Consider the following 24,963-nt stretch of genomic DNA (forward strand, 5'->3'; position numbering starts at 1 on the left):
GGGTTATGCTTGCGCCCTGAACCGTGTGCAATGGAATACCCTGTGACTGGACATACTCCACTGGACAAGCGCTGGCTCACCGAAGCGGTGCGCCTGCGCGAGGAACACGCCGGCCCCCTGGAGGATCAGGAAGCCAACCGCCACGCCCGCCAGCAGGGCGGCGACCTGGCAGCCCGCATCGAAGCGCGCGCACTGTTCCTGGCCGAACGGGATGGCATGACCACTGCCCTGCAGCACTGGAAACAAGGCGCACGCCTGGCCCTGCTGGCGTTGCTGCTGTTGGCCATACTCAGCGGCGCGGGCCTTGCCTTTGCCGCCCTCGGCGATGGCCTGCGCCCGGTCAACGTGTTCTGGGCGCTGGGCAGCCTGCTCGGGCTCAACCTGCTGATGCTTCTGGGCTGGGCCGCCGGGCTGGCCTTGAGTGGCGAACATGGCGCCAGCCTCGGACGGCTGTGGCTCTGGCTGAGCGAACGCTTCGCGCGCGACGCCAAGGCCGTACACCTGGCGCCAGCACTGCTGGTGCTACTGCAGCGCCAGCGCCTCAACCGCTGGTTGCTTGGCCTGCTCGTACACAGCTTGTGGCTGGCGGCCATGCTCAGTGCGCTGACACTACTGCTGGTGTTGCTTGCCACCCGGCGCTACGGCTTCGTCTGGGAAACCACCCTGCTCGCCCCCGAGCCCTTCATCACCCTTACCCAAACGCTTGGTGCCCTGCCCTCATTGCTCGGCTTTGCCGTGCCGGACGAGGGCATGATCCGCGCCAGCGGCGACACCCAGCTTGCCGTTGATATCGCCCGCCAGTCCTGGGCCAGCTGGCTGCTGGGCGTAGTGTTGGTTTATGGCCTGCTGCCGCGCCTGCTGTTGACTGGCTTGTGCCTTTGGCGCTGGTACCAAGGTCGCCGACGCCTGGCCCTGGACCTCAGCCTGCCCGGCTACGCCCAACTGCGCGATGCACTGATGCCCCGCAGCGAACGGATTGGTGTGCAGGACACTGCCCCCGAAGCGTTGCCACAGTTCCAGGCAGGTCAACTGGAAACCGGCAGCAGTGGAGCCTTGCTGGTCGGCCTCGAACTGGACGACCAGCGCCCATGGCCGCCTGCGCTGGCCAAGGGGGTGACCGACGCCGGCGTACTCGACAGCCGTGAATCGCGCAACCGGCTGCTCGAGCAGTTGAGCCGCTTCCCTCCGGCACGCCTGGCCATCGCCTGCGACCCCCGCCGCTCACCTGACCGCGGCAGCCTGGCACTTCTGGCAGAGTTGGCACGCAATGCCGGTGCCACGCGCATCTGGTTGTTGCAGGCTGCCCCAGGCCAGGTCCTGGACGCCGAGCGCCTGGGGGACTGGCATGAAGCCCTCGACCGCCTGGGCCTGCCCCACGCCGACACCGCCCCCATGAGCTGGCTGGAGCATGGCCATGACTGAGCCCCTGAAACTGGCCGTGGTCGGCCACACCAATGTCGGCAAGACCTCGCTGCTGCGCACCCTGACCCGCGATGTCGGCTTCGGTGAGGTGTCTCATCGCCCGAGCACCACCCGCCACGTCGAGGGCGCGCGCCTTTCGGTGGACGGTGAGCCGCTGCTTGAGCTCTACGATACCCCCGGGCTGGAAGATGCCATTGCCTTGCTCGACTACCTGGAACGCCTCGAACGGCCGGGCGAGCGCCTGGACGGCCCGGCACGGCTGGAGCGCTTTCTGCAGGGCAGCGAAGCACGCCAGCGCTTCGAGCAGGAAGCCAAGGTGCTGCGCCAGTTGCTGGCAAGCAATGCCGGCCTGTATGTGATCGACGCGCGCGAGCCGGTGCTGGCCAAATACCGCGACGAACTGGAGGTGCTGGCCAGTTGCGGCAAGCCATTGCTGCCGGTGCTCAACTTCGTCGCCAGCAGCCAGCATCGCGAACCTGAATGGCGCGAGGCCCTGGCCCGCCTCGGGCTGCATGCGCTGGTAAGGTTCGACAGCGTTGCGCCCCCTGAAGACGGCGAGCGCCGCCTTTACGAGAGCTTGGCATTGCTGCTGGAAGACGCCCGCCCCGCCCTGCAGCGGCTGATCGACGACCAGCAGGCACAGCGGCTGGCCCGCCAGCACAGCGGTAAACGGCTGATCGCTGAGCTGCTGCTCGACTGCGCAGCATGTCGGCGCAGCGTCGAAGCTGAACCAGCGGCTGAAGCCAAGGCCATCGAGACCTTGCGCCAGGAGGTGCGCCAGCGAGAACAGCGCTGCGTCGAAGCGCTTCTGAAGCTCTACGGTTTCCGTCGCGAAGATGCCAATGCCGGTGACCTGCCGCTGTTGAACGGGCGCTGGGGCGATGACCTGTTCAACCCCGAAACCTTGAAGCTATTGGGCGTACGCCTGGGCAGCGGCGTGGCGGCAGGGGCTGCGGCCGGCGCGGGGGTCGACCTGCTGGTCGGTGGCCTTACGCTCGGTGCTGCCGCCTTGGCCGGAGCCATTGCCGGCGGAGCCCTGCAGACTGCACGCAACTATGGCGCACGGTTGATGGGTAAACTGAAGGGCCAGCGCGAGCTGACGGTGGATGACACGGTGTTGCGCCTATTGGCGTTGCGTCAGCAACAGTTGATGGCAGCACTGGATAGCCGCGGGCATGCGGCACAGAACAGTATTCGCCTGAATGAGCCGGACGAGAAAACCTGGCGTGAAGGCAAGCTTCCCGAGGCGCTGAACAAAGCGCGGGCGCATCCGCAGTGGTCGACGCTCAATCCGGGGGCGCGAGTGAACCAGACTGAGCGGCAGGAACAGCTGGAAGCACTGGTATTGCAGATTTGAGCTGCCTGTTCCAGCCTGATCGCGGGTAAACCCGCGCCCTCAGGTTTGGCACTGCCAACCTGAGGGCACAGGCCCCGCAGAGCTTACTGCTGCGCCACCTTCTCCGACTTGCCGTCATAACGCTTGCGCCACTCGGCCAGGATCTGGTCGCGGTTCTTCGAAGCCCAGGCGAAGTCGTTCTTGATCAGGCGCTGCTCGTAGTCCGCGGGGAGCTCGGTTTGCGGTTTGGCAATACCCGGGGCAGCGAGTACAGCGAAGTTCTCTTTGTACAGTTCCATGGCCGCAGGGCTTGCCGAGAAATCCGCCAGCCGCTTGGCGGCATCAGCCTTCGGTGAACCTTTGATCACTGCAGTCGCCTCGATCTCCCAGCCCAGGCCTTCCTTGGGCAGTACGATATCCAGTGGCGCGCCCTGGCGCTTGAGCTGCACCGCCGGGTACTCGAAGGAGATACCGATCGGGAACTCCCCTGCCGCTGCCAGTTTGCAAGGCTTGGAGCCGGAATGGACGTACTGGCCGATGTTCTGGTGCAGCGCGTCCATATAGGCCCAGCCCTGAGGCTCGCCAAAGGTCTGCAGCCACGCGCTCACATCCAGGAAACCGGTACCGGACGACGCCGGGTTCGGCATCACGATCTTGCCCTTGTACTCCGGCTTGGTCAGGTCCTGCCAGCTCACCGGTTTGCTCAGGCCCTGCTTCTGGGCCTCGATGGTATTGAAGCAGATCGTCGCGGCCCAAACGTCCATGCCGACCCACGCCGGAGGGTTGGCGGCGTCACGGTAGTTGGCGGAGATCTTGCCCAGGTCTTTCGGTGCATAGGCTTCGAGCATGCCGTTCTGGTCGAGGATGGCCAGGCTGGAAGCCGCCAGCCCCCACACCGCATCGGCCTGCGGGCGCTCTTTCTCGGCCAGCAGCTTGGCAGTGATGATGCCGGTGGAGTCACGCACCCACTTGATTTCGATGTCCGGGTTGGCCTTTTCGAAGGCCTGCTTGTAGGTCTTGAGCTGCTCGGCTTCCAGGGCGGTGTAGACGGTCAGCTGCGTAGTGGCGGCCGAAGCCTGCAGGCTGAATACAGCGGTCACGGCAGCGGCAAGTGCGAGGGGCTTGAACATGATGCGTTTCCTGTCAGTGTGGGCAGTCGGTCAATGGCCGGGAGCGCGCTGGCGCCAGGCCTGGGAGCGGCGCAGCAGGCCGCGGGAAGCGCCGGCCAGCAGCAGCGATGCAGCCGCACTGGTCAGCAGGATCAAGGTCGACATGGCGGCAGCGCCGCCGACATTGCCGGCATCGTCCATGTTCAGCACGGCGACGGCGGCGAGGATGGTGTCGGGGCTGTACAGGAAGATTGCCGCCGATACCGTGGTCATGGCCGAGACGAACAGATAACGGATGATGTCCAGCAGTGCGGGCAGGCAGATCGGCACGGTCACCCGCACGAAGTGCTTGTACAACGGCGCCTTGAGCGACAGCGCGGCGGCCTCGAACTCCCCATCGAGCTGGCGCAACGCCGTGGTTGCGGTCATCTGCGCAGTGGTCAGGTAGTGGGCGATGGTGCACACCACCAACAGCCCCATGCCGCCATAGAAAACGTGCAGTGGGTTGCCATTGAGGTTGAAGAAGAAGACATAGCCCAGGCCCAGCACCAACCCCGGTACCGCCATGGGGATGAAGCTGAGCAGGCGCAGGGCCTGGTTGAGCAAACGCTGGCCCTGGGTTTTCTCCATCAGGTAGGCACCGGCAAAGATCACCATGCTGCCGATCAGCGCGGTGCCGATGGCCATGGTCACGCTGTTGCGATAGGCCAGCCAGCCACCGCCGGCGGTGTCTTCGAACATGTAGTGCTTGAACGACAAGGTCAGGTTGTAGGGCCAGAAGGTCACCAGTGACGAGTACACCGCCATGCCGATCACGCCCACCAGCACCGTGCATACCAGCAGGACGATCACCAGATAGCAGGCATCACGCCCGGGCGACGGCTTGGGTTCGAATACCTGGGCACGACCACTCATAGCCTCGCCCTGGCGGCGACGCAGCCAGGCATCGACCGCAAAGCTCAGCAATGCCGGCACCAGCAGCACCATGCCGATCAATGCACCCCGGCCGAACTGCTGCTGGCCGACGACCGCCTTGTAGGCCTCGAGCGCCAGCACCTGGTAGTCGCCACCGACAACCACCGGTACACCGAAATCGGTGATGGTCAGGGTGAACACCAGGCAGAACGCCGCGAACACCGCCTGGCGCGTTGCCGGCCAGGTAATGCTGCGAAACGCCCGCGACGCCCCGGCCCCCATGCTGGAGGCGGCATCGAACAACCGTGCATCGGCCAGCGACAAGGCCGACAGCAGGATCATCAGCGCATGCGGGAAGGTGTAGATGGCCTCCCCCAGGACAATGCCCCAGAAGCCATAGATGTTGTCACTGAGCAACCCGCGCAGCAGGCCTTGGTTACCGAACAGGTAGACCAGGGCAATCGCCGGCAACATCGACGGTGCCAGCAGTGGCAGCAGCGAGATACCCCGCCACAGCCCCTTGGCCGGGATCAGCGTGCGCTGCAAGGCATAAGCGAACAGGTATGCCAGGGGGACCACGATCGCGGCAACCGTGAAGGCAACCGACAAGCTGTTGCCAAGCAGCCAGTGGAAGTTGTCACTGGCAAACAGTTCACGGGCCGCCAGCAGACCGCCACCCTGGCCGGCATCGCCGCTGAAGCCGCGCCAGAAGATCGCCAGCAACGGCATCAGCACCGCCAGCAACAGCAAGGCCAGCAGCAGGCACTTGCCACCGACGACGAACAGCCGATCACCGAATGCAACATCATTGCGCGCTGTGTGCTTGGGCTGGGCCAGCGGCAAAGGCATGGGCGCGGCCATCTCAGGCAAACACCTGCAGGCTCTGCGGCGGCAGGGCCACCCAGATGTCCTGCGAGCCCAAGTGTGGCATGGCTTCTGGCGCCAGTTCGGCGAGCAGCGGATGGCCCGGCAGGGCCTTGAATTCAAAGCTCATGCGGCAGCGGTTGCCAAGGAATGTGATTTCGCGGACCTTGGCCGGGAACAGGTTTTCTTCATGCACCACCGGGTTCACAGTGATGGCCTCCGGGCGGCAGAACAACCGGCCGCTGCTGGCCCGCGGCGCACCCGCTGCCAGGCGCATGCTCATGGCGCCCACCTGGGCATGGCTGTCGCCAGTACGCTGAAACGGCAGCCAGTTGCCCTGGCCAACGAACTCGGCAACGAACGGCGTGGACGGCTGATCGTAGATTTCCTGAGGGGTGGCGTACTGCTCGACCTGGCCGTTGTTCATCACCGCAATGCGGTCGGCCATCAGCATGGCTTCGTCCTGGTTGTGGGTGACCATCAGCGTGGTGATACCCAGTTGACGCTGCAGCTGTCGAAGTTCGGTACACAGGTGCTCACGCACACGCGCATCCAGCGCCGACATAGGCTCGTCGAGCAACAGCAGCGAAGGCGACGGGGCCAGGGCACGGGCCAACGCAACCCGCTGCTGTTGCCCCCCGGACAATTGCCCGGGGTATTTCTTTTCACTGCCGGCCAGGCCTACCAGGTCCAGCATCTCGGCTACGCGCTGGCGGCTTTCTTCACGGCCACTGCGGTTCAGGCCGTAGGCAATGTTGGCTTCGACGGTGAGGTTGGGGAACAGCGCGTAGGATTGAAAGAGGATGCCGTAGTCACGGGCCTGTGGGGGCAATTCGCTGATGTCACGCTCACCGATGTACAACTCGCCACGGTCTTGGCGTTCCAGCCCTGCGATGCAGCGCAGCAGGGTGGTCTTGCCGCAGCCGGAAGGGCCGAGCAGGCAAACCAGCTCGCCGGCGGCGATGTCCAGGGAGACATCGTTCAACGCCGTGAAGGCGCCGAAACGCTTGTGGATACCGCGCACTTTCATTTGTGCGCCCGGGGTGGCGTGGTTCATGGCAAAGCCTCATCGAGCAGATGTGGCCATGCTAGAAAGGCTGTGCGAAGGTTCTGTGGCGGCGAGGCAAAAGCGGGCGATAGTGGTATAGGCAGATTTTGTAGTGACGTTGCAGGTTCAGAACTGCGACCCCACCACTTCCTGCGCCACCCCGAGAAAGGCTGCCGGCAACCGGGCCTGGCGTCTTTCCTTAAGGCAGTACAGGTACTCATGCATCACCGGCGCATCTTCCAGTGTCAGCACCCGCAGCTCCGAGTTGTGCGGCACCTCGTGCCGGGCGATCACACTGATGCCGATATTGCGCAGCACCGCCTCACGGATCGACTCGCGGCTGCCGATTTCCAGCACCGCTTCGGCCTTCACCCCAGCGCCGTGCATCATTTCTTCGGTGAGCTTGCGCGTGGTCGAACCTTTCTCACGCATCAGCAGGCATTGCCCTGCCACCACCTCGATAGACACCACCTGACGCTGCGCCAGCGGGTGATTGCGGTGCACCGCCACCACCAGCGGGTCAGTGCCCAGCACGCGCCTCACCAGGCGAGCATCCTCCACCAACTGTGACGAGGCGGCGAGATCGACGCGGTAGTCCTCCAGCATCTCCAGCACCTGCTGCGAATTACCGATCTCCACGGCCACGCCCACCTGTGGCAAGCGCTCACGGAAGATCTTCACCAGATCGAGTATGTAGTACGGCGCAGTGGCAGCGATGCGCAGGTTGCCTTGGGCATGGCCGCTGTTGCGCAGCTCGAACTCGATGTCGGCTTCCTGTTGCAGCAGCGCCTTGACCATTGGCAGCAGGCGCACGCCCTCCTCGCTCAGTACCAGGCGCCGGCCGCCGCGGTAGAACAGCTCCACCGCGTACTGGCTTTCGAGGTTGCGGATCTGGGTGGTCACCGTCGGCTGGCTGAGGCCAAGCTTCTTCGCCGCCAGTGTGATGCTGCCCAGGCGGGCCACCATGTAGAAGGCTTTGAGCTCGGCACTCAGCATTGCTGGGCTCCGCAGCCGCAAAAGCAGCCGTAAGCAGAGGCAGCGCTGTGTAGTTTCATAAGTCTCGATTCCACCTCGATCAGCTTGTAGCTTGCGGCTGCTACTTGCGCAAAAGGCGCAGGCCGTTGAACACCACCAGCAGGCTTACGCCCATGTCGGCGAACACCGCCATCCACAGCGTGGCCATGCCGGCAAAGGTGATTGCCAGGAAGATGGCCTTGATGCCCAACGCCAGCACGATGTTCTGCTTAAGGATCGCCGCACTTTGCCGCGACAGCCTGACGAAGGCCGGGATTTTGCGCAAGTCGTCATCCATCAGCGCCACATCGGCGGTCTCGATGGCGGTGTCGGTACCGGCAGCCGCCATGGCGAAACCGATCTCGGCACGGGCCAGCGCCGGCGCATCGTTGATGCCATCACCGACCATGCCAACCCGGTGCCCCTGGGCGTAGAGCTGCTCGATCGTGCTCAGCTTGTCGGCAGGGAGCAGGTTGCCTTCGGCGCGGTCGATACCGACCTGGGCAGCGATGGCCTGGGCGGTATGGGGATTGTCGCCGGTAAGCATGACAGTCTTGATGCCCAGCGCGTGCAGCTCGGCGATGGCCTCACGGCTGCTGTCCTTGACCGTGTCGGCGACGGCAAACAGCGCCAGCGGGCCAGAGCGGTCGAGCAACAGCACCACGGTCTTGCCTTGGCGCTCGAGTTGGTCCAGCTGTGCTTCGAGCTGCGGTGAGCACAAGCCCAGCTCTTCGACCAGACGATGGTTGCCCAGGTGATAGGTTTCGCCATCGATGTCACCACGCACACCGCGCCCCGCCAAGGCAGCGAACGCGCTGACCTCACTCAGGGCCAGCCCCTGCGCCCTGGCCAACTGGGCGATGGCAGCCGATACCGGGTGGTCTGAGCGCTCGGCCAGGCTTGCCGCCAGTGCCTGGGCGCGGCCTTCGAACAATGGGTCTAGCACCTTGGTATCGGTCTGCACCGGCTTGCCGTGGGTGAGAGTGCCAGTCTTGTCCAGGGCCAGGAAGTCCAGCTTGCGGCCCCCTTCCAGGTACACCCCCCCCTTGATCAGGATGCCCTTGCGCGCCGCAGCCGCCAGGCCACTGACAATGGTCACCGGGGTGGAAATCACCAGGGCACATGGGCAGGCCACCACCAACAGCACCAAGGCGCGGTAGACCCAGTCGAACCAGGCGCCGGCCATGAACAGCGGCGGGATGAGCGCTACGGCCAAAGCCAGGGCGAACACCACAGGCGTGTAGATGCGCGAGAAGGTATCGACGAAACGCTGGGTAGGCGCTCGAGCGCCCTGCGCCTGCTCCACGGCCTTGATGATACGGGCCAATGTGGAATGCCCTGCCACTGCAGTTACCCGGTACTCCAGAGCGCCGGCCTGGTTGATGGTGCCGGCGAACAGCTTGTCGCCAGGGGCCTTGTCCACAGGCAGGCTCTCGCCGGTGATCGGCGCCTGATCGACGCTGGATTGCCCACTGACCACTTCACCGTCCAGGCCGATACGCTCACCGGGGCGTACCCGCACGAGCGCACCGATCGCTACGTGGCGCACCTCGGCCTCACGCCATTGGCCATCGGCCTGCTGCACCGTGGCCATGTCCGGCGTAAGCTGCATCAGGCCACTGATGGCATGGCGCGCACGGTCAAGTGAACGTGCCTCGATCAGTTCGGCGATGGTGAACAGCACCATGACCATGGCCGCCTCAGGCCACTGGCCGATCAGCACGGCACCGGTCACGGCAATGCTCATCAGCGCGTTGATGTTCAGGTTGCGGTTTTTAAGGGCAATCCAGCCCTTCTTGTAGGTGCCCAGGCCACAGCCAAGGATCGCTGCCAGCGCCAACGCGGCTACCACCCACTCGGGCGCCAGCGCGCTGAAATGGATGATTTCGGCGGCGATCGCCGCGATGCCGGACAATGCCAATGGCCACCAGCGAGTCTTGGCTGGCGCGGGTGCGATCACGCCACCCTCATCCTCTACAGCCAGCGGTTCTGCCTTCATGCCCAGGCTTTCGATGGCCCGCTCGATCTCAGCAGTGCCATCCAAGGTATGGCGCACGCCCAGCACGCGGTTGATCAGGTTGAACTCCAGCTGCTCGATGCCGGACAGCTTGCCGAGCTTGTCCTGGATCAAGGTCTGTTCTGTCGGGCAGTCCATGGCTTGTATGCGAAAACGGCTGAGCCGGGCCTGGTCACTGGCCTTTTCGCTCAATTGCACAAACGCAGGCGCCGCACTGGAACCGCAGCAACTATGCGCATGTGCGTCGTGGCAATGGCTTTTACCGGCGTTGACGTGGTCATGGTCATGCACGTGTTCGTGGCTGACAGGCTGGTTCATGGGGTCATCCTTAGTGAGCACCTGTTGCCAAGTGAACACCCTGTAGCCACTATAGGGTCAAGCCACCTGATGGAGAATCGCCATGAAAATCGGAGAACTGGCCAAAGCCACCGACTGTGCGGTGGAGACCATCCGTTATTACGAGCGTGAGCAGCTACTGCCAGAGCCAGCGCGTACCGACGGTAATTACCGGCTGTACACCCAGGCCCATGTCGAGCGGCTGACCTTTATTCGCAACTGCCGCACCCTGGACATGACCCTGGACGAAATACGCAGCCTTTTGCGCCTGCGCGATAGCCCGGCGGGCTCATGTGGCAGCGTCAATGCGTTGATAGACGAACATATCGAACACGTGCAGGCGCGGATCGATGGCCTGGTGGCATTGCAGGAGCAACTGGTGGAGTTACGCAGACGGTGCAGTGCGCAGGGAGAGGAATGCGCGATCTTGCAGCGTTTGGAGGTGAACGGAGCCGTATCCGTGCCGGATACCGAGCATTCGCACGTGGGGCGTAGCCACGGGCATTGAAGCCGCTGGGGCTGCTGCGCAGCCCTGGGCATTTGCGTGAATCAGACCGCCATCGGCGCCGTCATCGGTGCATGGTGCTCATAGCCTTCCAGGCTGAAATCGCTCGGTTCGATCTTCTCCAGCCACTCCGGCTCGTACTTGCCCGTCTCGGCGAACGCAGGCACGCGGTTGCTGATCACCAGCTTCGGCGCTTCCAGCGGCTCGCGCTTGAGTTGCTCGTTAAGCATGTCCAGATGGTTTTCGTACACATGGGCATCGCCAATGAAGTACGTGAACCAGCGCGGCGTATAGCCCGTCAGGCGGCCGAACAGCGACAGCAGCGCCGCACCTTCGGTGAGGTTGAACGGTGTGCCCAGGCCCAAGTCATTGGAGCGGATGTAGAGCGTCAGGGAGATTTCCCTGGTCTGGACATTGGGGTGGAACTGGTACAGCAGGTGGCACGGCGGCAGTGCCATTTCGTCCAGCTGCGCGCAGTTCCAGCCATGGAACAGGATGCGCCGGCTGCCTGGGTCGTTGGCTATGGTGTCCAGGCACTGACGCACTTGGTCGATGGCCTTGTACAGCACGACGAACGCCTGGCCATCTTCCTCGTCCTGGGCAATCCTGCGAAAGCCCGCTTTTTCGGCCATTTCGATCGCTGCCGGGTTGCTCAGCGGGATGCGCTTGTAGCCCGGCCACTGGCGCCACTGCACACCGTAAATCTCGCCGAGGTCGTCATGGCCCTGGCGGAACGGGTTGGCCAGCCACTGGGCGTTCTCGTTGGCGTTCTGATCCCACACCTTGCAGCCCAGTTCGCGGAATTCACCCGCGTTCTTCACGCCACGCAGGAAGCCGACCATCTCGCCGATGGCAGACTTGAATGCCAGCTTGCGCGTGGTGATGGCCGGAAAGCCCTTTTGCAGATCGAAGCGCAGCATGGCGCCCGGCAGGCTGATGGTGCGGATGCCCGTGCGGTTTTCCTGCAGAGTGCCGTTTTCGATGACGTCACGGACCAGGTCCAGATACTGTTTCATGGCTTACCTGTAGCAAGAACGGCAGGGGGATCGCCCCTGCCGTTGGGAATCAGATGGCGGGTTTCGCCGTGGGTTTGCGATTATAAGCCCACCAGATCAATCCGAGGCCGGCCAGAATCATCGGGATGCAGAGTATCTGACCCATGGTCAGCCAGCCCCAGGCAATGTAGCCCAGCTGGGCATCCGGCACGCGGACGAATTCGACGATGAAGCGGAAGATGCCGTAGAACAGGGCGAACATCCCGGAAACCGCCATGGTCGGGCGCGGCTTGCGCGAGAACAGCCAGAGGATCGCGAACAACGCCACGCCTTCCAGGGCGAACTGGTACAGCTGCGATGGGTGGCGCGGCAGCTGGGCCGGGTCGCTGAACGGCGGGAAGATCATCGCCCACGGCACGTCGGTCGGCTTGCCCCACAGTTCGGCGTTGATGAAGTTGCCGATACGCCCTGCCCCCAGGCCAATCGGCACCAGCGGTGCGACGAAGTCCATCAGTTCGAAGAATGACTTGTTGTTGCGCTTGCCGAACCACAAGGCCGCCAGCATCACGCCGATGAAGCCGCCGTGGAACGACATGCCACCCTTCCATACCTCGAAGATCAACGTCGGGTTGGCCAGGTAGGCGTGCAGGTCGTAGAACAGCACATAACCCAAGCGCCCGCCGACGATCACCCCCATCGACAACCAGAACACCAGGTCAGAGAGCTTTTCACGCGACCAGGTGGGGTCGAAACGGTTGAGCCGGCGCGAGGCGAGCAGCCACGCGCCACCAATGCCGATCAGGTACATCAGGCCGTACCAATGGATTTTCAGCGGCCCGAGCGCAACGGCCACGGGGTCTATCTGCGGGTAAGGCAGCATGGATATTCCTCTGGTTTCAAATCAAAAAGCTCAGACCTACGCTAAACAGCAGCGCGGCGAACAAACGCTTGAGCAGACGGGGCGACAACTTGTGCGCCAGCCGCGCGCCGAAGCGGGCGAAAAACATGCTGGTCACGGCAATGCCGACCAGCGCTGGCAGGTACACGAAGCCCACGCTATGGGCTGGCAGATGCTCATCGTGCCAACCCAGCCACATGAAACTCAGGGCGCTGGCCACGGCAATCGGCAGGCCGCAGGCCGAAGACGTGGCCACCGCCTGCTGCATCGGCAGGCTGCGCCAGGTCAGGAATGGCACGGTCAACGAACCACCGCCGATGCCGAAGATCGCCGAGGCCCAACCGATCACGCCACCGGCACCGATCAGTGCGGGCTTGCCGGGAATGCCGCGGCTGGCCTTGGGCTTGAGGTCCAGTGCCATCTGCGCGGCAATGATCAGCGCGAATACGCCGATGATCTTCTGCAACAGCGGGCCCTGGATAAGCGAAGCCGTCTTCGCGCCCACCCCGGCGCCCAGCAGGATACCCACGGTCATCCAGGCGAAGATCGGCCACTGCACCGCGCCCCGACGATGGTGCTCGCGCACGGCATTGATCGATGTGAAGACGATGGTTGCCAGCGAGGTACCCACCGCCAGGTGAGTGAGCACCGAAGCGTCGAAGCCCTGCAGGGTGAAGCTGAACACCAGCACCGGCACGATGATGATGCCGCCGCCCACGCCGAACAGCCCGGCCAGCACGCCGGCACAGGCGCCCAGAAGCAGATAGAGTGCGAACTCCATTCGTCGTCCCCGAAAAACAATCCGGCATGGTAACGGAAGCCGGGCTCGGGGCTCTAGTGAACTCTGTGACAGGATGGATCGGCGCCGCCGCAGTGGGTAGAGTGGCAAAAAACCCAGAGGCCCAACCTATGTGCCTGATCGTATTCGCCTGGCGGCCAGGGCATGCCCTGCCGCTGATCGTGGCGGCCAACCGCGACGAGTTCTATGCCCGGCCCACGCAGGCGCTGGCAGCCTGGGAAGATGCGCCCGGCGTGCATGCAGGGCGTGACCTGGAGGCCGGTGGTACCTGGCTGGGCGTGGGGCCGCAGGGGCGGTTCGCCGCGCTGACCAACATTCGCGACCCAGGGCAGCCGTTGGGCCCCCGCTCACGCGGCGAGCTGGTGGCGGCATACCTGCAGGGTGAACTTGGGGTCGAGGCCTATCTGGACCAGGTCGCCAGCCGCAGCAAACAGTATTCGGGGTTCAACCTGCTGGTGGGCGATGGTGTGCGCCTGGGGTATCTGCACGCTCGAGACGCGGCGCCGCGCTTGCTGGCGGCTGGGGTGTATGGGCTTTCCAATGCCGGGCTGGATACGCCGTGGCCCAAGCTGGTCAAGGCGCGCGACGGGCTGGAACGGTTACTGGGTTCAGCGGACCCGCAGCGTTTGATGGCGTTGCTGGCCGATGGTGAGACGGCGCCTGAGGCAGAGCTGCCGGAAACTGGCGTGGGGGTGGCGACAGAGAAGCTGCTGTCGAGTGTGTTTATTGCCAGCCAGAATTATGGGACGCGGGCCAGTACGGTGCTGATCGTGGATGATCAGGGTGTAAGACGGCTTGTCGAGCGCAGTTTCGGGCCTTTTGGGGGGCACTTGGGGGAGGTTGAACTTTGGATTTGAGGGCCAGGGGGCTGCTTTGCAGCCCTTTCGCGACGCAAGGCCGCTCCTACCAGGGTCGCGTCGCCTGTAGGAGCGGCCTTGTGTCGCGAAAGGGCCGCAAAGCGGCCCCATAATTCACAGGGTCTTGTTGGCCTCTGGCCCGATCATCCGCGCCAGCCCCAGGTTCTTCAGCGCCAATTGCAACGAGCTGTGGATAACCTGCGGGTTGTCATGGCTCAGGGCATCGGCCAGCAGCTCCTTGGCCTTGCTCATGTTTATCTGGCGCAGCATCCACTTCACCTTCGGTAGGTTGGTGGCGTTCATCGACAAGCTGTCGAAGCCCATGGCCATCAACAGGACCGCTGCTGCCGGATCACCGGCCATCTCGCCGCAGATACTGACTGGCTTGCCCTCGCCATGGGCATCACGCACCACGGTGTTCAAGGCTTGCAGCACTGCCGGGTGCAGGTAGTCGTAAAGGTCGGCAACCCGCGGGTTGTTGCGGTCTACTGCCAGCAGGTACTGGGTCAGGTCGTTGGAGCCTACCGAAAGGAAATCCACCTGACGCGCCAGCTCCTTGGTCTGGTAAACCGCGGCCGGGATCTCGACCATCACGCCAACCGGTGGCATCGGCACGTCCGTGCCTTCGTCACGCACCTCGCCCCAGGCGCGGTGAATCAGGTGCAGCGCCTCTTCCAGTTCGTGAATGCCGGAGATCATCGGCAGCAGAATGCGCAGGTTGTTCAGGCCTTCGCTGGCTTTGAGCATGGCGCGGGTCTGGACCAGGAAGATTTCCGGGTGGTCGAGGGTCACGCGGATGCCACGCCACCCCAGGAACGGGTTTTCTTCCTTGATCGGGAAGTAGGACAGCGCCTTGTCCCCGCCGATGTCGAGGGTACGCATGGTCACCGGCAGCGGGTGAAACGCCGCCAACTGCTCGCGATAGATGGCCAACTGCTCTTTTTCGCTGGGGAAGCGCTGGTTGATCATGAACGGCACTTCTGTGCGGTACAGGCCCACCCCTTCGGCGCCCCGCTGCTGGGCACGGGCCACGTCGGCAAGCAGGCCGGTGTTGACCCACAGCGGCATGCGATGGCCGTCCGGGGTGATGCAAGGCAGTTCGCGCAACGCATCCAGGCCCTGGGCCAGCTGACGCTCTTCTTCGACCACCTCGCTGTATTGCTTGCGCAGCACGTCGCTGGGGTTGGTGAACACCTCGCCCTTGTAGCCATCGACGATCAGCTCGATACCATCGACCTTGGAATACGGCAGGTCGACCAGGCCCATCACCGTCGGGATACCCATGGCACGGGCCAGGATGGCAACGTGGGAGTTGCCCGAGCCCAGCACCGAGACCAGGCCCACCAGCTTGCCTTCCGGCACCTCACCCAGCATCGCCGGGGTCAGTTCCTCGCTGACCAGGATGGTGTTGTCGGCATACACCAGCGATTGCGAACGGGCTTGCTGGAGGTAGGCCAGCAGACGGCGACCGAGGTCTTTCACGTCCGAGGCGCGTTCGCGCAGGTAGTCGTCGTCCATCAGTTCGAACCGGCTGACGTGCTCGCCGACCACCTGGCGCAGGGCGCCCTGGGCCCACTGGCCGGTCTTGATGACGTCAGTCACCTCACCGCCGAGGGCTGCGTCCTCAAGCATCATCAGGTACACGTCGAACAGCGCGCGTTCTTCCGGGCGCAACTGGGTGGCCAGTTTGGCCGAAAGCTTGCGCATGTCGGCGCGCACGCCCTCGAGGGCGTTGTGGAACAGTTTGAGTTCAGCGTCGATGTCTTCGACCGTCTTGTCCGGCACCACCTCAAGGTCGGCAGGCGGCAACATGACCACGGCTCGGCCGACGGCAGCACCCGGCGAGCCTGGTACGCCGACGAAGCGCGCTTCCTGGATGCCCTTGCCCTGGCGGCCCAGGCCACGAATCGAGCCGGTGGCCTCGGCGTGAGCGATAACCCCGGCGAGTTGAGCGCTCATGGTGACCAGGAAAGCTTCTTCACCCTCGTCGAACTGGCGGCGTTCTTTCTGCTGAATGACCAGCACGCCGACCACACGACGGTGGTGGATGATCGGTGCACCCAGGAAGGACGCGAAACGCTCCTCGCCCGTTTCAGCGAAGTAGCGGTAACGTGGGTGATCAGCGGCGTTTTCCAGGTTCAGCGGCTCTTCCCGGGTACCGACCAGACCAACCAGGCCTTCGTTGGGGGCCATGCTGACCTTGCCGATGGATCGCTTGTTGAGGCCTTCGCTGGCCATCAGCACGAAGCGGTTGGTTTCCGGGTCGAGCAGGTAGACCGAGCAGACCTGGCTGCCCATGGCCTCCTTGACGCGCAAGACAATGATCCCCAACGCCGTCTTGAGATCTTTGGCGGAGTTCACTTCCTGGACGATCTTGCGCAGCGTATTGAGCATGGCTCGGGGTCGAACTCCGTCGTCAGTCGCGCGTCAAAAGACGCGGTGCTAGCTCTTTCAGGGCGCGGCGATACACTTCACGCTTGAAGGTCACCACCTGGCCCAGCGGGTACCAATAGCTGACCCAGCGCCAGCCATCGAATTCAGGCTTGCCGGTCAGGTCCATCCGCACCCGTTGCTCATTGCTCACCAGGCGCAGCAAAAACCATTTCTGCTTCTGGCCGATACACAGCGGTTGGCTGTGGGTACGTACCAGACGCTGGGGTAAACGATAACGCAACCAGCCGCGGGTGCAGGCAAGAATTTCCACATCATCGCGTTCAAGGCCAACTTCTTCGTTCAGCTCGCGGTACAGGGCATCTTCCGGCGTCTCGTCAGGGTTGATACCACCCTGAGGGAATTGCCAGGCATCCTGGTTGATCCGCCGAGCCCATAGCACCTGCCCGGCATCATTCGTGAGAATGATCCCGACATTTGGGCGAAAACCATCCGGGTCGATCACGGCAGCAACCTCGCAAACGCATGTCACCGCATTGTTCCACAAAGCCTGCGAGCGCAGCAACGCGCCCGCCACGCTTATGTGCAGCGAGGTGAAAACTCCGTATTCTGCGGGCCTTCCCTATGGCTGACGCGAGTAACCGCAATGCGCCTGGCTTTATTCGACCTGGACAATACCCTCCTCGGTGGCGACAGTGACCACGCGTGGGGTGATTACCTGTGCGAACGGGGGATTCTTGACCCGATCGCGTACAAACAACGCAACGATGCCTTCTACCAGGATTACCTGAACGGCACCCTCGACCTGCAGGCCTACCTGGCCTTTTCCATGGAAATCCTCGCAGCCACCGAACCCGCCCAGCTCGACCAATGGCACCGCGAATTCATGCGCGACTGCATCGAGCCGATCATCCTGCCCAAGGCCCTGGCCCTGCTGCAGCAACACCGTGAGGCAGGCGACCAACTGGTAATCATCACCGCCACCAACCGTTTCGTCACCGCGCCGATTGCCCGCCGTCTGGGCGTTCGCACGCTATTGGCGACCGAATGCGAAACACGCGATGGCCGCTATACCGGGCGCAGTACCGATATACCGTGCTTCCGTGAAGGCAAGGTGACGAGGCTGGAACGCTGGATGCTGGAGAACGGGTTCGACCTGCAAGACAGCTACTTCTATAGCGACTCGATGAATGACTTGCCGCTGTTGCAGCGGGTGTCACATGCTGTCGCGGTGGACCCGGACCCTAACCTGCAGGCTGAGGCTGAGCGGCGCGGGTGGCCGGTGATTTCGCTTAGGGACTGAGCCTTTTTGGGGCCGCCTTGCGCCCCATCGCTGGCAAGCGCACAAGGTATGTAGCTGGCTCGCCGGCGATGGGCTGCAGAGCGGCCCGGCCAGCTTCAGACCGGCTTGGCGCCCATCAACCCGGCGATGGACAGGAAGCAGACACCGCTGAAGACCGCCAGGGCCAGGGTAAACCGCAAACCCACCGCCTCAGCCTTGCGCAGCCGGTTCAGACGCACCAGCAGCCACCACGCGGCGAACGCACCGAGGGTATAGATGACGCTGGACGCCAGCACCCAGGTCTGCCCCAGCGGCCAACCCACCAGGTGAACCAGCCACCAACCGGTGAACGGCATGCTCAGCAGGCTCACGCCCATCACCAGCCAGACGAACACCAAAGGCCGACGCAGCAGCTTGCCATAAGCCTGGGCGTCGCCTTGGCGCCGGGCGCGCACGGTCCAGATCGCCAAGCCCAGTGCGCCCAGCAATAACAGGGCGGTGGCAATGAGGTGCAGGGCCTTGAGGGTGGTCAGGTGTTCCATGTCTTCACATCCTTGGAGGGTTAGCCAAGCTTAGTCGCTCAACCCAGGAAGAGCCGGTAAGCGGGATTGTCGGTCTCATCCCAGTACGGATACCCAATCTTGGCCAGCGCCGCCGGCACCAGGTGGCGTTCGTCCTCCGGCACCTGCAACCCGGCCACCACACGCCCGTCGGCGGCGCCGTGGTTGCGGTAGTGGAACATCGAGATGTTCCAGCGCCCGCCCAGCTTGTTGAGGAAGTTGAACAGCGCCCCCGGCCGCTCAGGGAACTCGAAGCGCAGCACGATCTCGTCGCGTGCACCGGCCGAATGGCCACCCACCATGTGGCGGATGTGCATCTTGGCCAGTTCGTTGTCAGTCAGGTCGGTAACAGGGAAACCCTGCTCGGTCAGTTGCTGCACCAACGCAGCGCGTGGGTCGTTCTCCGGATGGGTCTGCACGCCAACGAAGATATGGGCTTCGTCGGATGTGTGCTTGCGGTAGTTGAATTCGGTGATCTGGCGCTTGCCGATGGCCTCGCAGAACGCCTTGAAGCTGCCCGGCCGCTCGGGGATGGTCACGGCGATGATCGCTTCGCGCTTCTCGCCCAGCTCGGCACGCTCGGCGACGTGACGCAGGCGGTCGAAGTTGACGTTGGCGCCCGAGTCGATAGCCACCAGCGTTTGCCCGCTGACGCCGTTGAGCTCCACATACTTCTTGATGCCAGCGACACCCAAGGCACCTGCAGGTTCGGTGATCGAGCGGGTATCGTCGTAGATATCCTTGATTGCTGCACAGATCTCGTCAGTGCTGACGGTGATCACTTCATCCACATGCAAGCGGCAGATGTCGAAGGTATGCTGACCGATCTGGGCCACGGCCACGCCATCGGCGAACAGCCCAACCTGCGGCAGCACCACGCGCTCGCCAGCGGCCATGGCTGCCTGCAGGCAATTGGAGTCATCCGGTTCGACGCCAATCACCTTGATTTCCGGGCGCAGGTATTTCACGTAGGCGGCGATGCCGGCGATCAGCCCACCGCCGCCCACCGGCACGAAGATCGCATCCAGCCGGCCTGGGTGCTGGCGCAGGATTTCCATGGCCACGGTGCCTTGCCCGGCAATGGTGTGCGGGTCGTCATAAGGGTGGATATAGACGAAGCCCTTCTCATCGACCAGTTTCAGCGAGTAGGCCAGCGCCTCGGGGAACGAGTCGCCATGCAATACCACCTTGCCGCCACGCGAGCGTACGCCTTCGATCTTGATCTCCGGGGTGGTCTTGGGCATCACGATGGTGGCCTTGATGCCCAGCTCGCGGGCTGCCAGGGCCAGCCCCTGTGCATGGTTGCCGGCCGAGGCGGTGACCACGCCGCGGGCCAGTTCTTCCGGGCTCAGTTGCGCCAGCTTGTTGTACGCCCCACGGATCTTGAAGGAGAACACCGGCTGCAGGTCTTCACGCTTGAGCAGAATCTGGTTGCCCAGGCGCTTGCTCAGTTGCCCGGCGCTGTGCAGCGGGGTTTCGACAGCGACGTCGTAGACGCGCGAGGTGAGGATCTTCTTGACGTACTGTTCGAGCATCGGGAAAGCATCACTGGCCGCGGGACAAGGGCTGCGAGTCTACCCCAGCGCTACGTCGGGCGACCACAGCAAAGCCGCCCGAGCCGTTATACTAGCCTCCTTTCATTTCATTACCGCCCTGCCCCTTTCCGGAGCCCGCATGACCCAGGACCAACTCAAACAGGCCGTCGCCCAGGCCGCTGTCGACTTCATTCTGCCCAAGCTGGATGAAAAGAGCGTCGTCGGCGTCGGCACCGGTTCGACTGCCAACTTTTTCATTGACGCCCTGGCCCAGCACAAGACGGCGTTCGACGGCGCGGTCGCCAGCTCCGAGGCCACGGCACAGCGTCTGAAGGGCCATGGCATCCCGGTCTATGAGCTGAACAGCGTCAGCGAGCTGGAGTTCTACGTCGACGGCGCCGACGAGAGCGACGCACACCTGAACCTGATCAAAGGCGGTGGCGCGGCACTGACGCGCGAAAAAATCGTCGCGGCAGTGGCCAAGACCTTCATCTGCATCGCCGATGCCAGCAAGCTGGTGCCGGTGCTGGGCGCCTTCCCGCTGCCGGTCGAGGTGATCCCGATGGCCCGCAGCCACGTGGCGCGCCAACTGGTCAAGCTGGGTGGCGACCCGGTGTACCGTGAGGGTGTGGTCACCGATAACGGCAACGTGATCCTGGATGTGTACAACCTGCAGATCACCAACCCCGTAGAGCTGGAGGCGCAGATCAATGCGATCGTCGGCGTGGTGACCAATGGCCTGTTTGCCGCACGGCCGGCAGACCTGCTGTTGCTGGGCACCCCGGAAGGCGTGAAGAGCCTGAAAGCCGAGTGATGCCATTGCCGGCAAGCTGGCTCGCCCAGGCAATCCACAGCAGTGGTGACCGCGTGGGAGGCGGCTTGCCGGCAATTACGCTCAAAAGCCCAGTCAATCCGTGGGCTGTTTGAACACATAGAACAGGTTCGGCTCACTGACCAGATAAATGGTCCCCGCTTCATCCATGGCAATCCCCTCCGCCTGCGGCACCGTCTGCTTGAGCCCCTGGTACCCCTTGCGCAGCGACAGCGTGCTCAACGGTTTACCTTTCACATCCAACTCCAGCACCAGGCGTGATTCATCCGACAACGCCAGCAGATGCCCGCTGCGCTCGTCGAACTGCAGGCTCGACAGATCCCTGACGAACAGCCGCGCATCGCGCTTGCGGTCCTGCACCACATGCACTGCATAGGGCTGCTCCGGGTTTTCATGGGGAAACCCGTGAATTTCGTAGATCACCATCGGGTCTCGCTCCTTGGCCACGAACAGGCGTTTGCCCGCCGAGTCGTAGGCCAGCCCCTCGAACCCCTTGTTGCCGTTCAGGCCGATACCAAGGCTCAACTGCTCGGCATCGTGGGCATCCAGGAACATCGTGTCGTCCTCAAGGCGCACGCGAATCAGCCGTTGCTGGCGCTCATCGGTGATCACGTAACTGTTGGGCCCTACGTATTCGACCGCCTCGGGGTCGCCGAAACCGGTCAACGGCACCCGCCGCAGGATACGACCGTCGAGGGACAACTCGATCAGTTCGGACCGCTTGTTGGTCACCGTGAACAGGGTCTTGCGGTCGGGGTCGTAAGTCAGTGCCGAAACATCATCGTCCAGCCCGTCTATAGGCTGCGCCTCGATCACTACCCGATAGCGATCCAGGCCCATGCTTTGCTCAGCGGGCTGCCACCAGGTCTTGAAGTTGAACCAGCCACGCTCGAGCAAACGGAACTGCTGCTCCGCCACGCCCAGTAAGAGCACGGCGAGCAGGCCAATGACAGCCAGGACCAGGGGCAGACGAACATAGCGACGCATAGGGCAGACTCGGTTTGAGGATGACGAATCTAACCACGAACAACTGAAGTAAAGCTTAATGCCAGCATGCGAAAAATCTGAAATGGCCGTCAGTTTTTCTTGAATCGATAGAACAGCGCCGGCTCACTGACCATGTACAGGTTGCCCTGGTCGTCCATCGCCACCCCTTCAGCACGCGGAATGGTGTCCTTGAGGCCGTTGAAACCGCCCAGCAAGGTCATGAAACTCACCTGCTGACCTTGCTCGTCGAGCTCCAGCAGCATGTTGGAGTCCGCCGACAGCACCAACAGATGGCCCGTACGCGGGTCGACACCCAAGCCTGAGAGGTTGCGCAGGTCGAGTTCGTTGCTGGCCAGCGGCTGCTTGTCACCTTTGAGCGGGCTGCGCCCATCGGTGCTCCAGGTATACAGCTTTGGCGGCCGCTCCTCGCCGATCACCAGACGCTGGCGCATCGGGTCCCATGCCACGGCCTCGAAGCCCTTGTTGCTTTTCACCGACTCGCCCAGGTCGTGGCTCTGAAAATCTGCATGGTTCAGCGACTTGGTTTGTGCGTCCACCTTGACCACGGTCAGGTCGTGCAGACGTTCATCGGTAATGGCCAAGCGGCCATCTTCCAGCACGGCAACCCCTTCGGGGTTGTTCCACCCCTGCAAGGGGATCTGCCTCAGCACATCACCATCCAGGCTCAGCTCGACCAGGAACGGGTTCTTGCCCATGACCACAAACAACGTGCGGGTATGCGGATTGAACGCTACGTCCGAGGCTTCATCATCTTCCATGCCCGGCATAGGCTTGGCATCGATATCGACCTTATAGTCCGGCAACCAGACGCTTTCGCTGCGCTCGGCGCTGCTCTCGAAGCCTTCCTGGACCCACAGTCGGCCACGGTCATCCCAGTGCATCGCCACGGCCACGCCATAGCCGATCACCGCAGCCACAGCCAGGCCGAACGGCCAGCGCAGGTAGAAGCGACGCTTGGTGGATACGGGAGCGCTGGAAGACAGGGCCATACAGAGTATTCCTGGGTAAATAGGCGGAGATTCGCGCATTATCCAGATAGGTTGTGAAAAAAACGGTAAATCGCGTCGCCCGCTTCGCGGGCGACACAGTCTCTGCTCAGAGTACCCGGCTTTCGAAGCGGCTCACGCCCGGCAACTCCAGCACCAGCTCATCACCCACTTCGAAGGGGCCGACGCCAGCCGGGGTACCGGTCAGGATCACATCCCCCGGCAGCAGCGAAAAGTGCGAGGCCATGTGCTGAATGATCGGCACGATCGGGTTGAGCATCATCGCGCTGTTACCGTCCTGGCGAACGTCACCATTGATGGTCAGGCGCACCGGGATGTCGGCCAGGTCTTCGAACGTGCCGGCAGCGACGAAAGGCGGCAGTACGCAGGCACCGTCGAAGCTCTTGCAAGTCTCCCACGGCATGCCCTTTTCCTTGAGTTTGGCCTGCACGTCACGCAGGGTCAGGTCCAGCGCCGGGGCAAAGCCGGAGATGGCATCCAGCACTTCCTCTTCAGATGGATGTGCCGACAGCGGCTTGCCCAGCAACACCGCGATTTCGGCTTCGTAATGCACCGAACCACGGTCGGTAGGAATCTTGAAACCACCCTCCAGCGGCACCACGCAACTGCCCGGCTTGATGAACAGCAACGGCTCGGTCGGAATGGGATTGCCCAGTTCCTTGGCGTGCTCGGCATAGTTGCGGCCAACGCACACCACCTTGCCCAGCGGGAAGTGGATACGGGTGCCGTCTACGTACTGGTGCTGGTAACTCATGGCCGACTCCTTTGATTACTGCTTTTATTCAGGAGCGAAGATCTTACCCGGATTCATGATGCCGTTAGGGTCGAAGACGGCCTTTATCGCCTTCATGCAGGCGATTTCCTGTGGGGAGCGGCTATACCCAAGGTAATCGCGCTTGGTCATGCCCACACCGTGCTCGGCGGAGATCGAGCCGTTATAGCGCTGGACGATCTCGAACACCCACTTGTTGACCTTGGTGCATGAAGCGAAGAAATCGTCTTTGCTCATGGACTCGGGCTTGAGGATGTTCAGGTGCAGGTTGCCGTCGCCGATGTGCCCGTACCAGACCACCTCATAGTCGGGATAGTGCTCGCTGACGATGGCATCGATGTCGCGCAGGAACGCCGGCACCTTGGAGACCGTGACCGAAATGTCGTTCTTGTACGGCGTCCAGTGGGAGATGGTTTCGGACAGGTACTCGCGCAGCTTCCACAGGTTTTTCAGTTGAGCTTCGCTCTGGCTCATCACCCCGTCTATTACCCAGCCTTGCTCGACGCAGTGCTCGAAGGTGGCTAGCGCATCGTTGGCCACCTCCTCGGTACTGGCCTCGAACTCCAGCAGGGCATAGAACGGGCAGTCGGTGGCGAACGGCGCAGGCACATCGCCACGTGCCATGATCTTGGCCAGGCCCTTGTCGGAAAAGAACTCGAATGCCGTGAGGTCAAGCTTGCCCTGGAAGGCATGCAACACCGGCATGATCGAATCGAAGTCCGGCGTGCCCAGCACCATGGCGGTGAGGTTGCGTGGGGCGCGGTCCAGGCGCATGGTGGCCTCGACCACGAAGCCCAGGGTACCTTCGGCGCCGATGAACAACTGGCGCAGGTCATAGCCCGTGGCGTTCTTGATGAGGTCCTTGTTCAGCTCGAGCAGCTCACCCTTGCCGGTGACAACTTTCAGGCCGGCAACCCAATTACGGGTCATGCCGTAGCGAATAACCTTGATGCCGCCGGCGTTTGTGCCGATGTTGCCGCCGATCTGGCTGGAGCCACTCGAGGCGAAATCCACCGGGTAATAAAGCCCCTGTTCTTCGGCGAATGCCTGCAGCTGGCGAGTGATGACCCCTGGCTGGCAGACCACCGTGCGGTCGAAGGCATTGAAATCGAGAATCTGGTTCATGTAGTCGAAGGCGACTACCACTTCACCATTGGCTGCCACCGCACCGGCGGAGAGCCCGGTCCGACCGCCGGAAGGCACCAGCGCCACCTGATGGCGATTGGCCCAGCCAACGATGGCCTGAACCTGTTCCACGCTTTTGGGGAACACGATGGCAGTGGGCGCGGGCGGAAAATGCTTGGTCCAATCCTTGCCGTACGCTTCCAGGGAAGCGGCATCGGTCAGGACCTTGCCAGGGTCTACCAAGGTCATCAGTTCATCAATTACCGCGGGGTGCGTCATCGCCGGAACTCTCGACTTATTCATAGTCACCCTGAGTACTCTTCACCTGTCGGGATA

Annotated in this window: 22 protein-coding genes; 6 read left to right on the plus strand and 16 right to left on the minus strand. The window is 63.0% G+C overall.

All coding sequences use genetic code 11. From position 1 onward, the window contains the following. Nucleotides 1-30 precede the first annotated feature (30 nt). Together ACMGGN_RS20780 and ACMGGN_RS20785 are read left to right on the plus strand one after the other, a co-directional pair. Complete coding sequence (locus ACMGGN_RS20780) at nucleotides 31-1,422, plus strand: DUF2868 domain-containing protein (RefSeq protein WP_115273349.1); 1,392 nt, start codon at nucleotides 31-33, stop codon at nucleotides 1,420-1,422. Next, nucleotides 1,415-2,779: a GTPase/DUF3482 domain-containing protein gene (locus tag ACMGGN_RS20785; RefSeq protein ID WP_115273348.1), complete on the plus strand. Its 1,365-nt coding sequence runs from the start codon at nucleotides 1,415-1,417 to the stop codon at nucleotides 2,777-2,779. Before ACMGGN_RS20780 ends, ACMGGN_RS20785 begins: the two co-directional genes overlap by 8 nt. 83 nt (nucleotides 2,780-2,862) lie before the next feature. Here the strand turns inward: ACMGGN_RS20785 and ACMGGN_RS20790 are convergent, their stop codons facing one another. From ACMGGN_RS20790 to ACMGGN_RS20810, 5 genes are all read right to left on the minus strand, one after another. Beyond that, the gene (locus ACMGGN_RS20790) at nucleotides 2,863-3,888 is read right to left on the minus strand and encodes a putative 2-aminoethylphosphonate ABC transporter substrate-binding protein (protein WP_046787015.1); all 1,026 of its coding nucleotides are present in this window, start codon (nucleotides 3,886-3,888) and stop codon (nucleotides 2,863-2,865) included. A gap of 30 nt (nucleotides 3,889-3,918) precedes the next feature. Next, on the minus strand, nucleotides 3,919-5,643 hold the full coding sequence (locus ACMGGN_RS20795) for a putative 2-aminoethylphosphonate ABC transporter permease subunit (RefSeq protein WP_125923621.1): 1,725 nt from the start codon (nucleotides 5,641-5,643) through the stop codon (nucleotides 3,919-3,921). A gap of 1 nt (nucleotide 5,644) precedes the next feature. Next, complete coding sequence (locus tag ACMGGN_RS20800) at nucleotides 5,645-6,703, minus strand: putative 2-aminoethylphosphonate ABC transporter ATP-binding protein (RefSeq protein WP_046787013.1); 1,059 nt, start codon at nucleotides 6,701-6,703, stop codon at nucleotides 5,645-5,647. Nucleotides 6,704-6,820: 117 nt separating this feature from the next. After that, nucleotides 6,821-7,690 (minus strand): LysR substrate-binding domain-containing protein, encoded by an 870-nt coding sequence (locus ACMGGN_RS20805; protein ID WP_046787012.1) that lies wholly within the window; start codon nucleotides 7,688-7,690, stop codon nucleotides 6,821-6,823. 100 nt (nucleotides 7,691-7,790) lie between these two features. Further along, the gene (locus tag ACMGGN_RS20810; protein ID WP_414156261.1) at nucleotides 7,791-10,043 is read right to left on the minus strand and encodes a heavy metal translocating P-type ATPase; all 2,253 of its coding nucleotides are present in this window, start codon (nucleotides 10,041-10,043) and stop codon (nucleotides 7,791-7,793) included. Nucleotides 10,044-10,125: 82 nt separating this feature from the next. On the opposite strand from ACMGGN_RS20810, the gene cadR reads away from it, so the two are divergent. After that, on the plus strand, nucleotides 10,126-10,569 hold the full coding sequence (gene cadR, locus ACMGGN_RS20815) for a cadmium resistance transcriptional regulator CadR (protein ID WP_119688108.1): 444 nt from the start codon (nucleotides 10,126-10,128) through the stop codon (nucleotides 10,567-10,569). Between the two features lie 41 nt (nucleotides 10,570-10,610). On the opposite strand, the gene ACMGGN_RS20820 is transcribed toward cadR, so the two are convergent. The 3 genes from ACMGGN_RS20820 to ACMGGN_RS20830 are packed head-to-tail and all read right to left on the minus strand — an operon-like array spanning nucleotide 10,611 to nucleotide 13,240. After that, nucleotides 10,611-11,582 (minus strand): thymidylate synthase, encoded by a 972-nt coding sequence (locus tag ACMGGN_RS20820; protein WP_174141035.1) that lies wholly within the window; start codon nucleotides 11,580-11,582, stop codon nucleotides 10,611-10,613. Nucleotides 11,583-11,631: 49 nt separating this feature from the next. Beyond that, nucleotides 11,632-12,441 (minus strand): prolipoprotein diacylglyceryl transferase, encoded by an 810-nt coding sequence (gene lgt, locus ACMGGN_RS20825; protein WP_046787008.1) that lies wholly within the window; start codon nucleotides 12,439-12,441, stop codon nucleotides 11,632-11,634. A 16-nt stretch (nucleotides 12,442-12,457) separates the two neighbouring features. After that, a complete protein-coding gene (locus ACMGGN_RS20830; RefSeq protein WP_174141036.1) occupies nucleotides 12,458-13,240 on the minus strand; it encodes a sulfite exporter TauE/SafE family protein in 783 nt (260 codons plus the stop codon). Between the two features lie 128 nt (nucleotides 13,241-13,368). On the opposite strand from ACMGGN_RS20830, the gene ACMGGN_RS20835 reads away from it, so the two are divergent. Continuing rightward, nucleotides 13,369-14,115, plus strand: coding sequence for an NRDE family protein (locus ACMGGN_RS20835; protein WP_196997333.1), 747 nt, complete (start codon nucleotides 13,369-13,371; stop codon nucleotides 14,113-14,115). 114 nt (nucleotides 14,116-14,229) lie between these two features. Here the strand turns inward: ACMGGN_RS20835 and ptsP are convergent, their stop codons facing one another. Both ptsP and ACMGGN_RS20845 read right to left on the minus strand, forming a co-directional pair. Continuing rightward, the gene (gene ptsP / locus ACMGGN_RS20840; protein ID WP_046787005.1) at nucleotides 14,230-16,509 is read right to left on the minus strand and encodes a phosphoenolpyruvate--protein phosphotransferase; all 2,280 of its coding nucleotides are present in this window, start codon (nucleotides 16,507-16,509) and stop codon (nucleotides 14,230-14,232) included. A gap of 22 nt (nucleotides 16,510-16,531) precedes the next feature. Continuing rightward, a complete protein-coding gene (locus ACMGGN_RS20845) occupies nucleotides 16,532-17,011 on the minus strand; it encodes an RNA pyrophosphohydrolase (protein WP_003249017.1) in 480 nt (159 codons plus the stop codon). A 141-nt stretch (nucleotides 17,012-17,152) separates the two neighbouring features. Here ACMGGN_RS20845 and ACMGGN_RS20850 point away from each other — a divergent pair, with 141 nt between their 5' ends. After that, nucleotides 17,153-17,809 (plus strand): HAD family hydrolase, encoded by a 657-nt coding sequence (locus ACMGGN_RS20850; protein ID WP_115273343.1) that lies wholly within the window; start codon nucleotides 17,153-17,155, stop codon nucleotides 17,807-17,809. A 95-nt stretch (nucleotides 17,810-17,904) separates the two neighbouring features. Here the strand turns inward: ACMGGN_RS20850 and ACMGGN_RS20855 are convergent, their stop codons facing one another. Continuing rightward, nucleotides 17,905-18,330, minus strand: a complete 426-nt coding sequence (locus ACMGGN_RS20855) for a DUF2269 family protein (protein WP_119688106.1) — start codon at nucleotides 18,328-18,330, stop codon at nucleotides 17,905-17,907. Between the two features lie 38 nt (nucleotides 18,331-18,368). Continuing rightward, nucleotides 18,369-19,883: a threonine ammonia-lyase, biosynthetic gene (gene ilvA / locus ACMGGN_RS20860; RefSeq protein WP_115273341.1), complete on the minus strand. Its 1,515-nt coding sequence runs from the start codon at nucleotides 19,881-19,883 to the stop codon at nucleotides 18,369-18,371. Between the two features lie 139 nt (nucleotides 19,884-20,022). Here ilvA and rpiA point away from each other — a divergent pair, with 139 nt between their 5' ends. Next, entirely contained in the window at nucleotides 20,023-20,697 is a 675-nt protein-coding gene (gene rpiA, locus ACMGGN_RS20865; RefSeq protein WP_012312262.1) for a ribose-5-phosphate isomerase RpiA, read from the plus strand. A 93-nt stretch (nucleotides 20,698-20,790) separates the two neighbouring features. Here the strand turns inward: rpiA and ACMGGN_RS20870 are convergent, their stop codons facing one another. The 4 genes from ACMGGN_RS20870 to ACMGGN_RS20885 form a co-directional block, all read right to left on the minus strand. Then, the gene (locus tag ACMGGN_RS20870; RefSeq protein WP_323614676.1) at nucleotides 20,791-21,702 is read right to left on the minus strand and encodes an SdiA-regulated domain-containing protein; all 912 of its coding nucleotides are present in this window, start codon (nucleotides 21,700-21,702) and stop codon (nucleotides 20,791-20,793) included. An 89-nt stretch (nucleotides 21,703-21,791) separates the two neighbouring features. Further along, a complete protein-coding gene (locus ACMGGN_RS20875; RefSeq protein WP_046787000.1) occupies nucleotides 21,792-22,712 on the minus strand; it encodes an SdiA-regulated domain-containing protein in 921 nt (306 codons plus the stop codon). Between the two features lie 106 nt (nucleotides 22,713-22,818). Next, complete coding sequence (locus ACMGGN_RS20880; protein ID WP_012312259.1) at nucleotides 22,819-23,484, minus strand: fumarylacetoacetate hydrolase family protein; 666 nt, start codon at nucleotides 23,482-23,484, stop codon at nucleotides 22,819-22,821. A 24-nt stretch (nucleotides 23,485-23,508) separates the two neighbouring features. Then, nucleotides 23,509-24,906, minus strand: a complete 1,398-nt coding sequence (locus ACMGGN_RS20885) for an FAD-binding oxidoreductase (RefSeq protein WP_414156262.1) — start codon at nucleotides 24,904-24,906, stop codon at nucleotides 23,509-23,511. Nucleotides 24,907-24,963: the final 57 nt, after the last annotated feature.

This window comes from Pseudomonas sp. BNK-30, assembly GCF_047456185.1.
Lineage (GTDB): Bacteria > Pseudomonadota > Gammaproteobacteria > Pseudomonadales > Pseudomonadaceae > Aquipseudomonas > Aquipseudomonas putida_E.

Coding starts and splice junctions, on each gene's coding strand:
- ACMGGN_RS20780 (WP_115273349.1), top strand. CDS start 31: ATGGAATACCCTGTGACTGGACATACTCCACTGGACAAGCGCTGGCTC.
- ACMGGN_RS20785 (WP_115273348.1), top strand. CDS start 1,415: ATGACTGAGCCCCTGAAACTGGCCGTGGTCGGCCACACCAATGTCGGC.
- ACMGGN_RS20790 (WP_046787015.1), bottom strand. CDS start 3,888: ATGTTCAAGCCCCTCGCACTTGCCGCTGCCGTGACCGCTGTATTCAGC.
- ACMGGN_RS20795 (WP_125923621.1), bottom strand. CDS start 5,643: ATGGCCGCGCCCATGCCTTTGCCGCTGGCCCAGCCCAAGCACACAGCG.
- ACMGGN_RS20800 (WP_046787013.1), bottom strand. CDS start 6,703: ATGAACCACGCCACCCCGGGCGCACAAATGAAAGTGCGCGGTATCCAC.
- ACMGGN_RS20805 (WP_046787012.1), bottom strand. CDS start 7,690: ATGCTGAGTGCCGAGCTCAAAGCCTTCTACATGGTGGCCCGCCTGGGC.
- ACMGGN_RS20810 (WP_414156261.1), bottom strand. CDS start 10,043: ATGAACCAGCCTGTCAGCCACGAACACGTGCATGACCATGACCACGTC.
- cadR (WP_119688108.1), top strand. CDS start 10,126: ATGAAAATCGGAGAACTGGCCAAAGCCACCGACTGTGCGGTGGAGACC.
- ACMGGN_RS20820 (WP_174141035.1), bottom strand. CDS start 11,582: ATGAAACAGTATCTGGACCTGGTCCGTGACGTCATCGAAAACGGCACT.
- lgt (WP_046787008.1), bottom strand. CDS start 12,441: ATGCTGCCTTACCCGCAGATAGACCCCGTGGCCGTTGCGCTCGGGCCG.
- ACMGGN_RS20830 (WP_174141036.1), bottom strand. CDS start 13,240: ATGGAGTTCGCACTCTATCTGCTTCTGGGCGCCTGTGCCGGCGTGCTG.
- ACMGGN_RS20835 (WP_196997333.1), top strand. CDS start 13,369: ATGTGCCTGATCGTATTCGCCTGGCGGCCAGGGCATGCCCTGCCGCTG.
- ptsP (WP_046787005.1), bottom strand. CDS start 16,509: ATGCTCAATACGCTGCGCAAGATCGTCCAGGAAGTGAACTCCGCCAAA.
- ACMGGN_RS20850 (WP_115273343.1), top strand. CDS start 17,153: ATGCGCCTGGCTTTATTCGACCTGGACAATACCCTCCTCGGTGGCGAC.
- ACMGGN_RS20855 (WP_119688106.1), bottom strand. CDS start 18,330: ATGGAACACCTGACCACCCTCAAGGCCCTGCACCTCATTGCCACCGCC.
- ilvA (WP_115273341.1), bottom strand. CDS start 19,883: ATGCTCGAACAGTACGTCAAGAAGATCCTCACCTCGCGCGTCTACGAC.
- rpiA (WP_012312262.1), top strand. CDS start 20,023: ATGACCCAGGACCAACTCAAACAGGCCGTCGCCCAGGCCGCTGTCGAC.
- ACMGGN_RS20870 (WP_323614676.1), bottom strand. CDS start 21,702: ATGCGTCGCTATGTTCGTCTGCCCCTGGTCCTGGCTGTCATTGGCCTG.
- ACMGGN_RS20875 (WP_046787000.1), bottom strand. CDS start 22,712: ATGGCCCTGTCTTCCAGCGCTCCCGTATCCACCAAGCGTCGCTTCTAC.
- ACMGGN_RS20880 (WP_012312259.1), bottom strand. CDS start 23,484: ATGAGTTACCAGCACCAGTACGTAGACGGCACCCGTATCCACTTCCCG.
- ACMGGN_RS20885 (WP_414156262.1), bottom strand. CDS start 24,906: ATGACGCACCCCGCGGTAATTGATGAACTGATGACCTTGGTAGACCCT.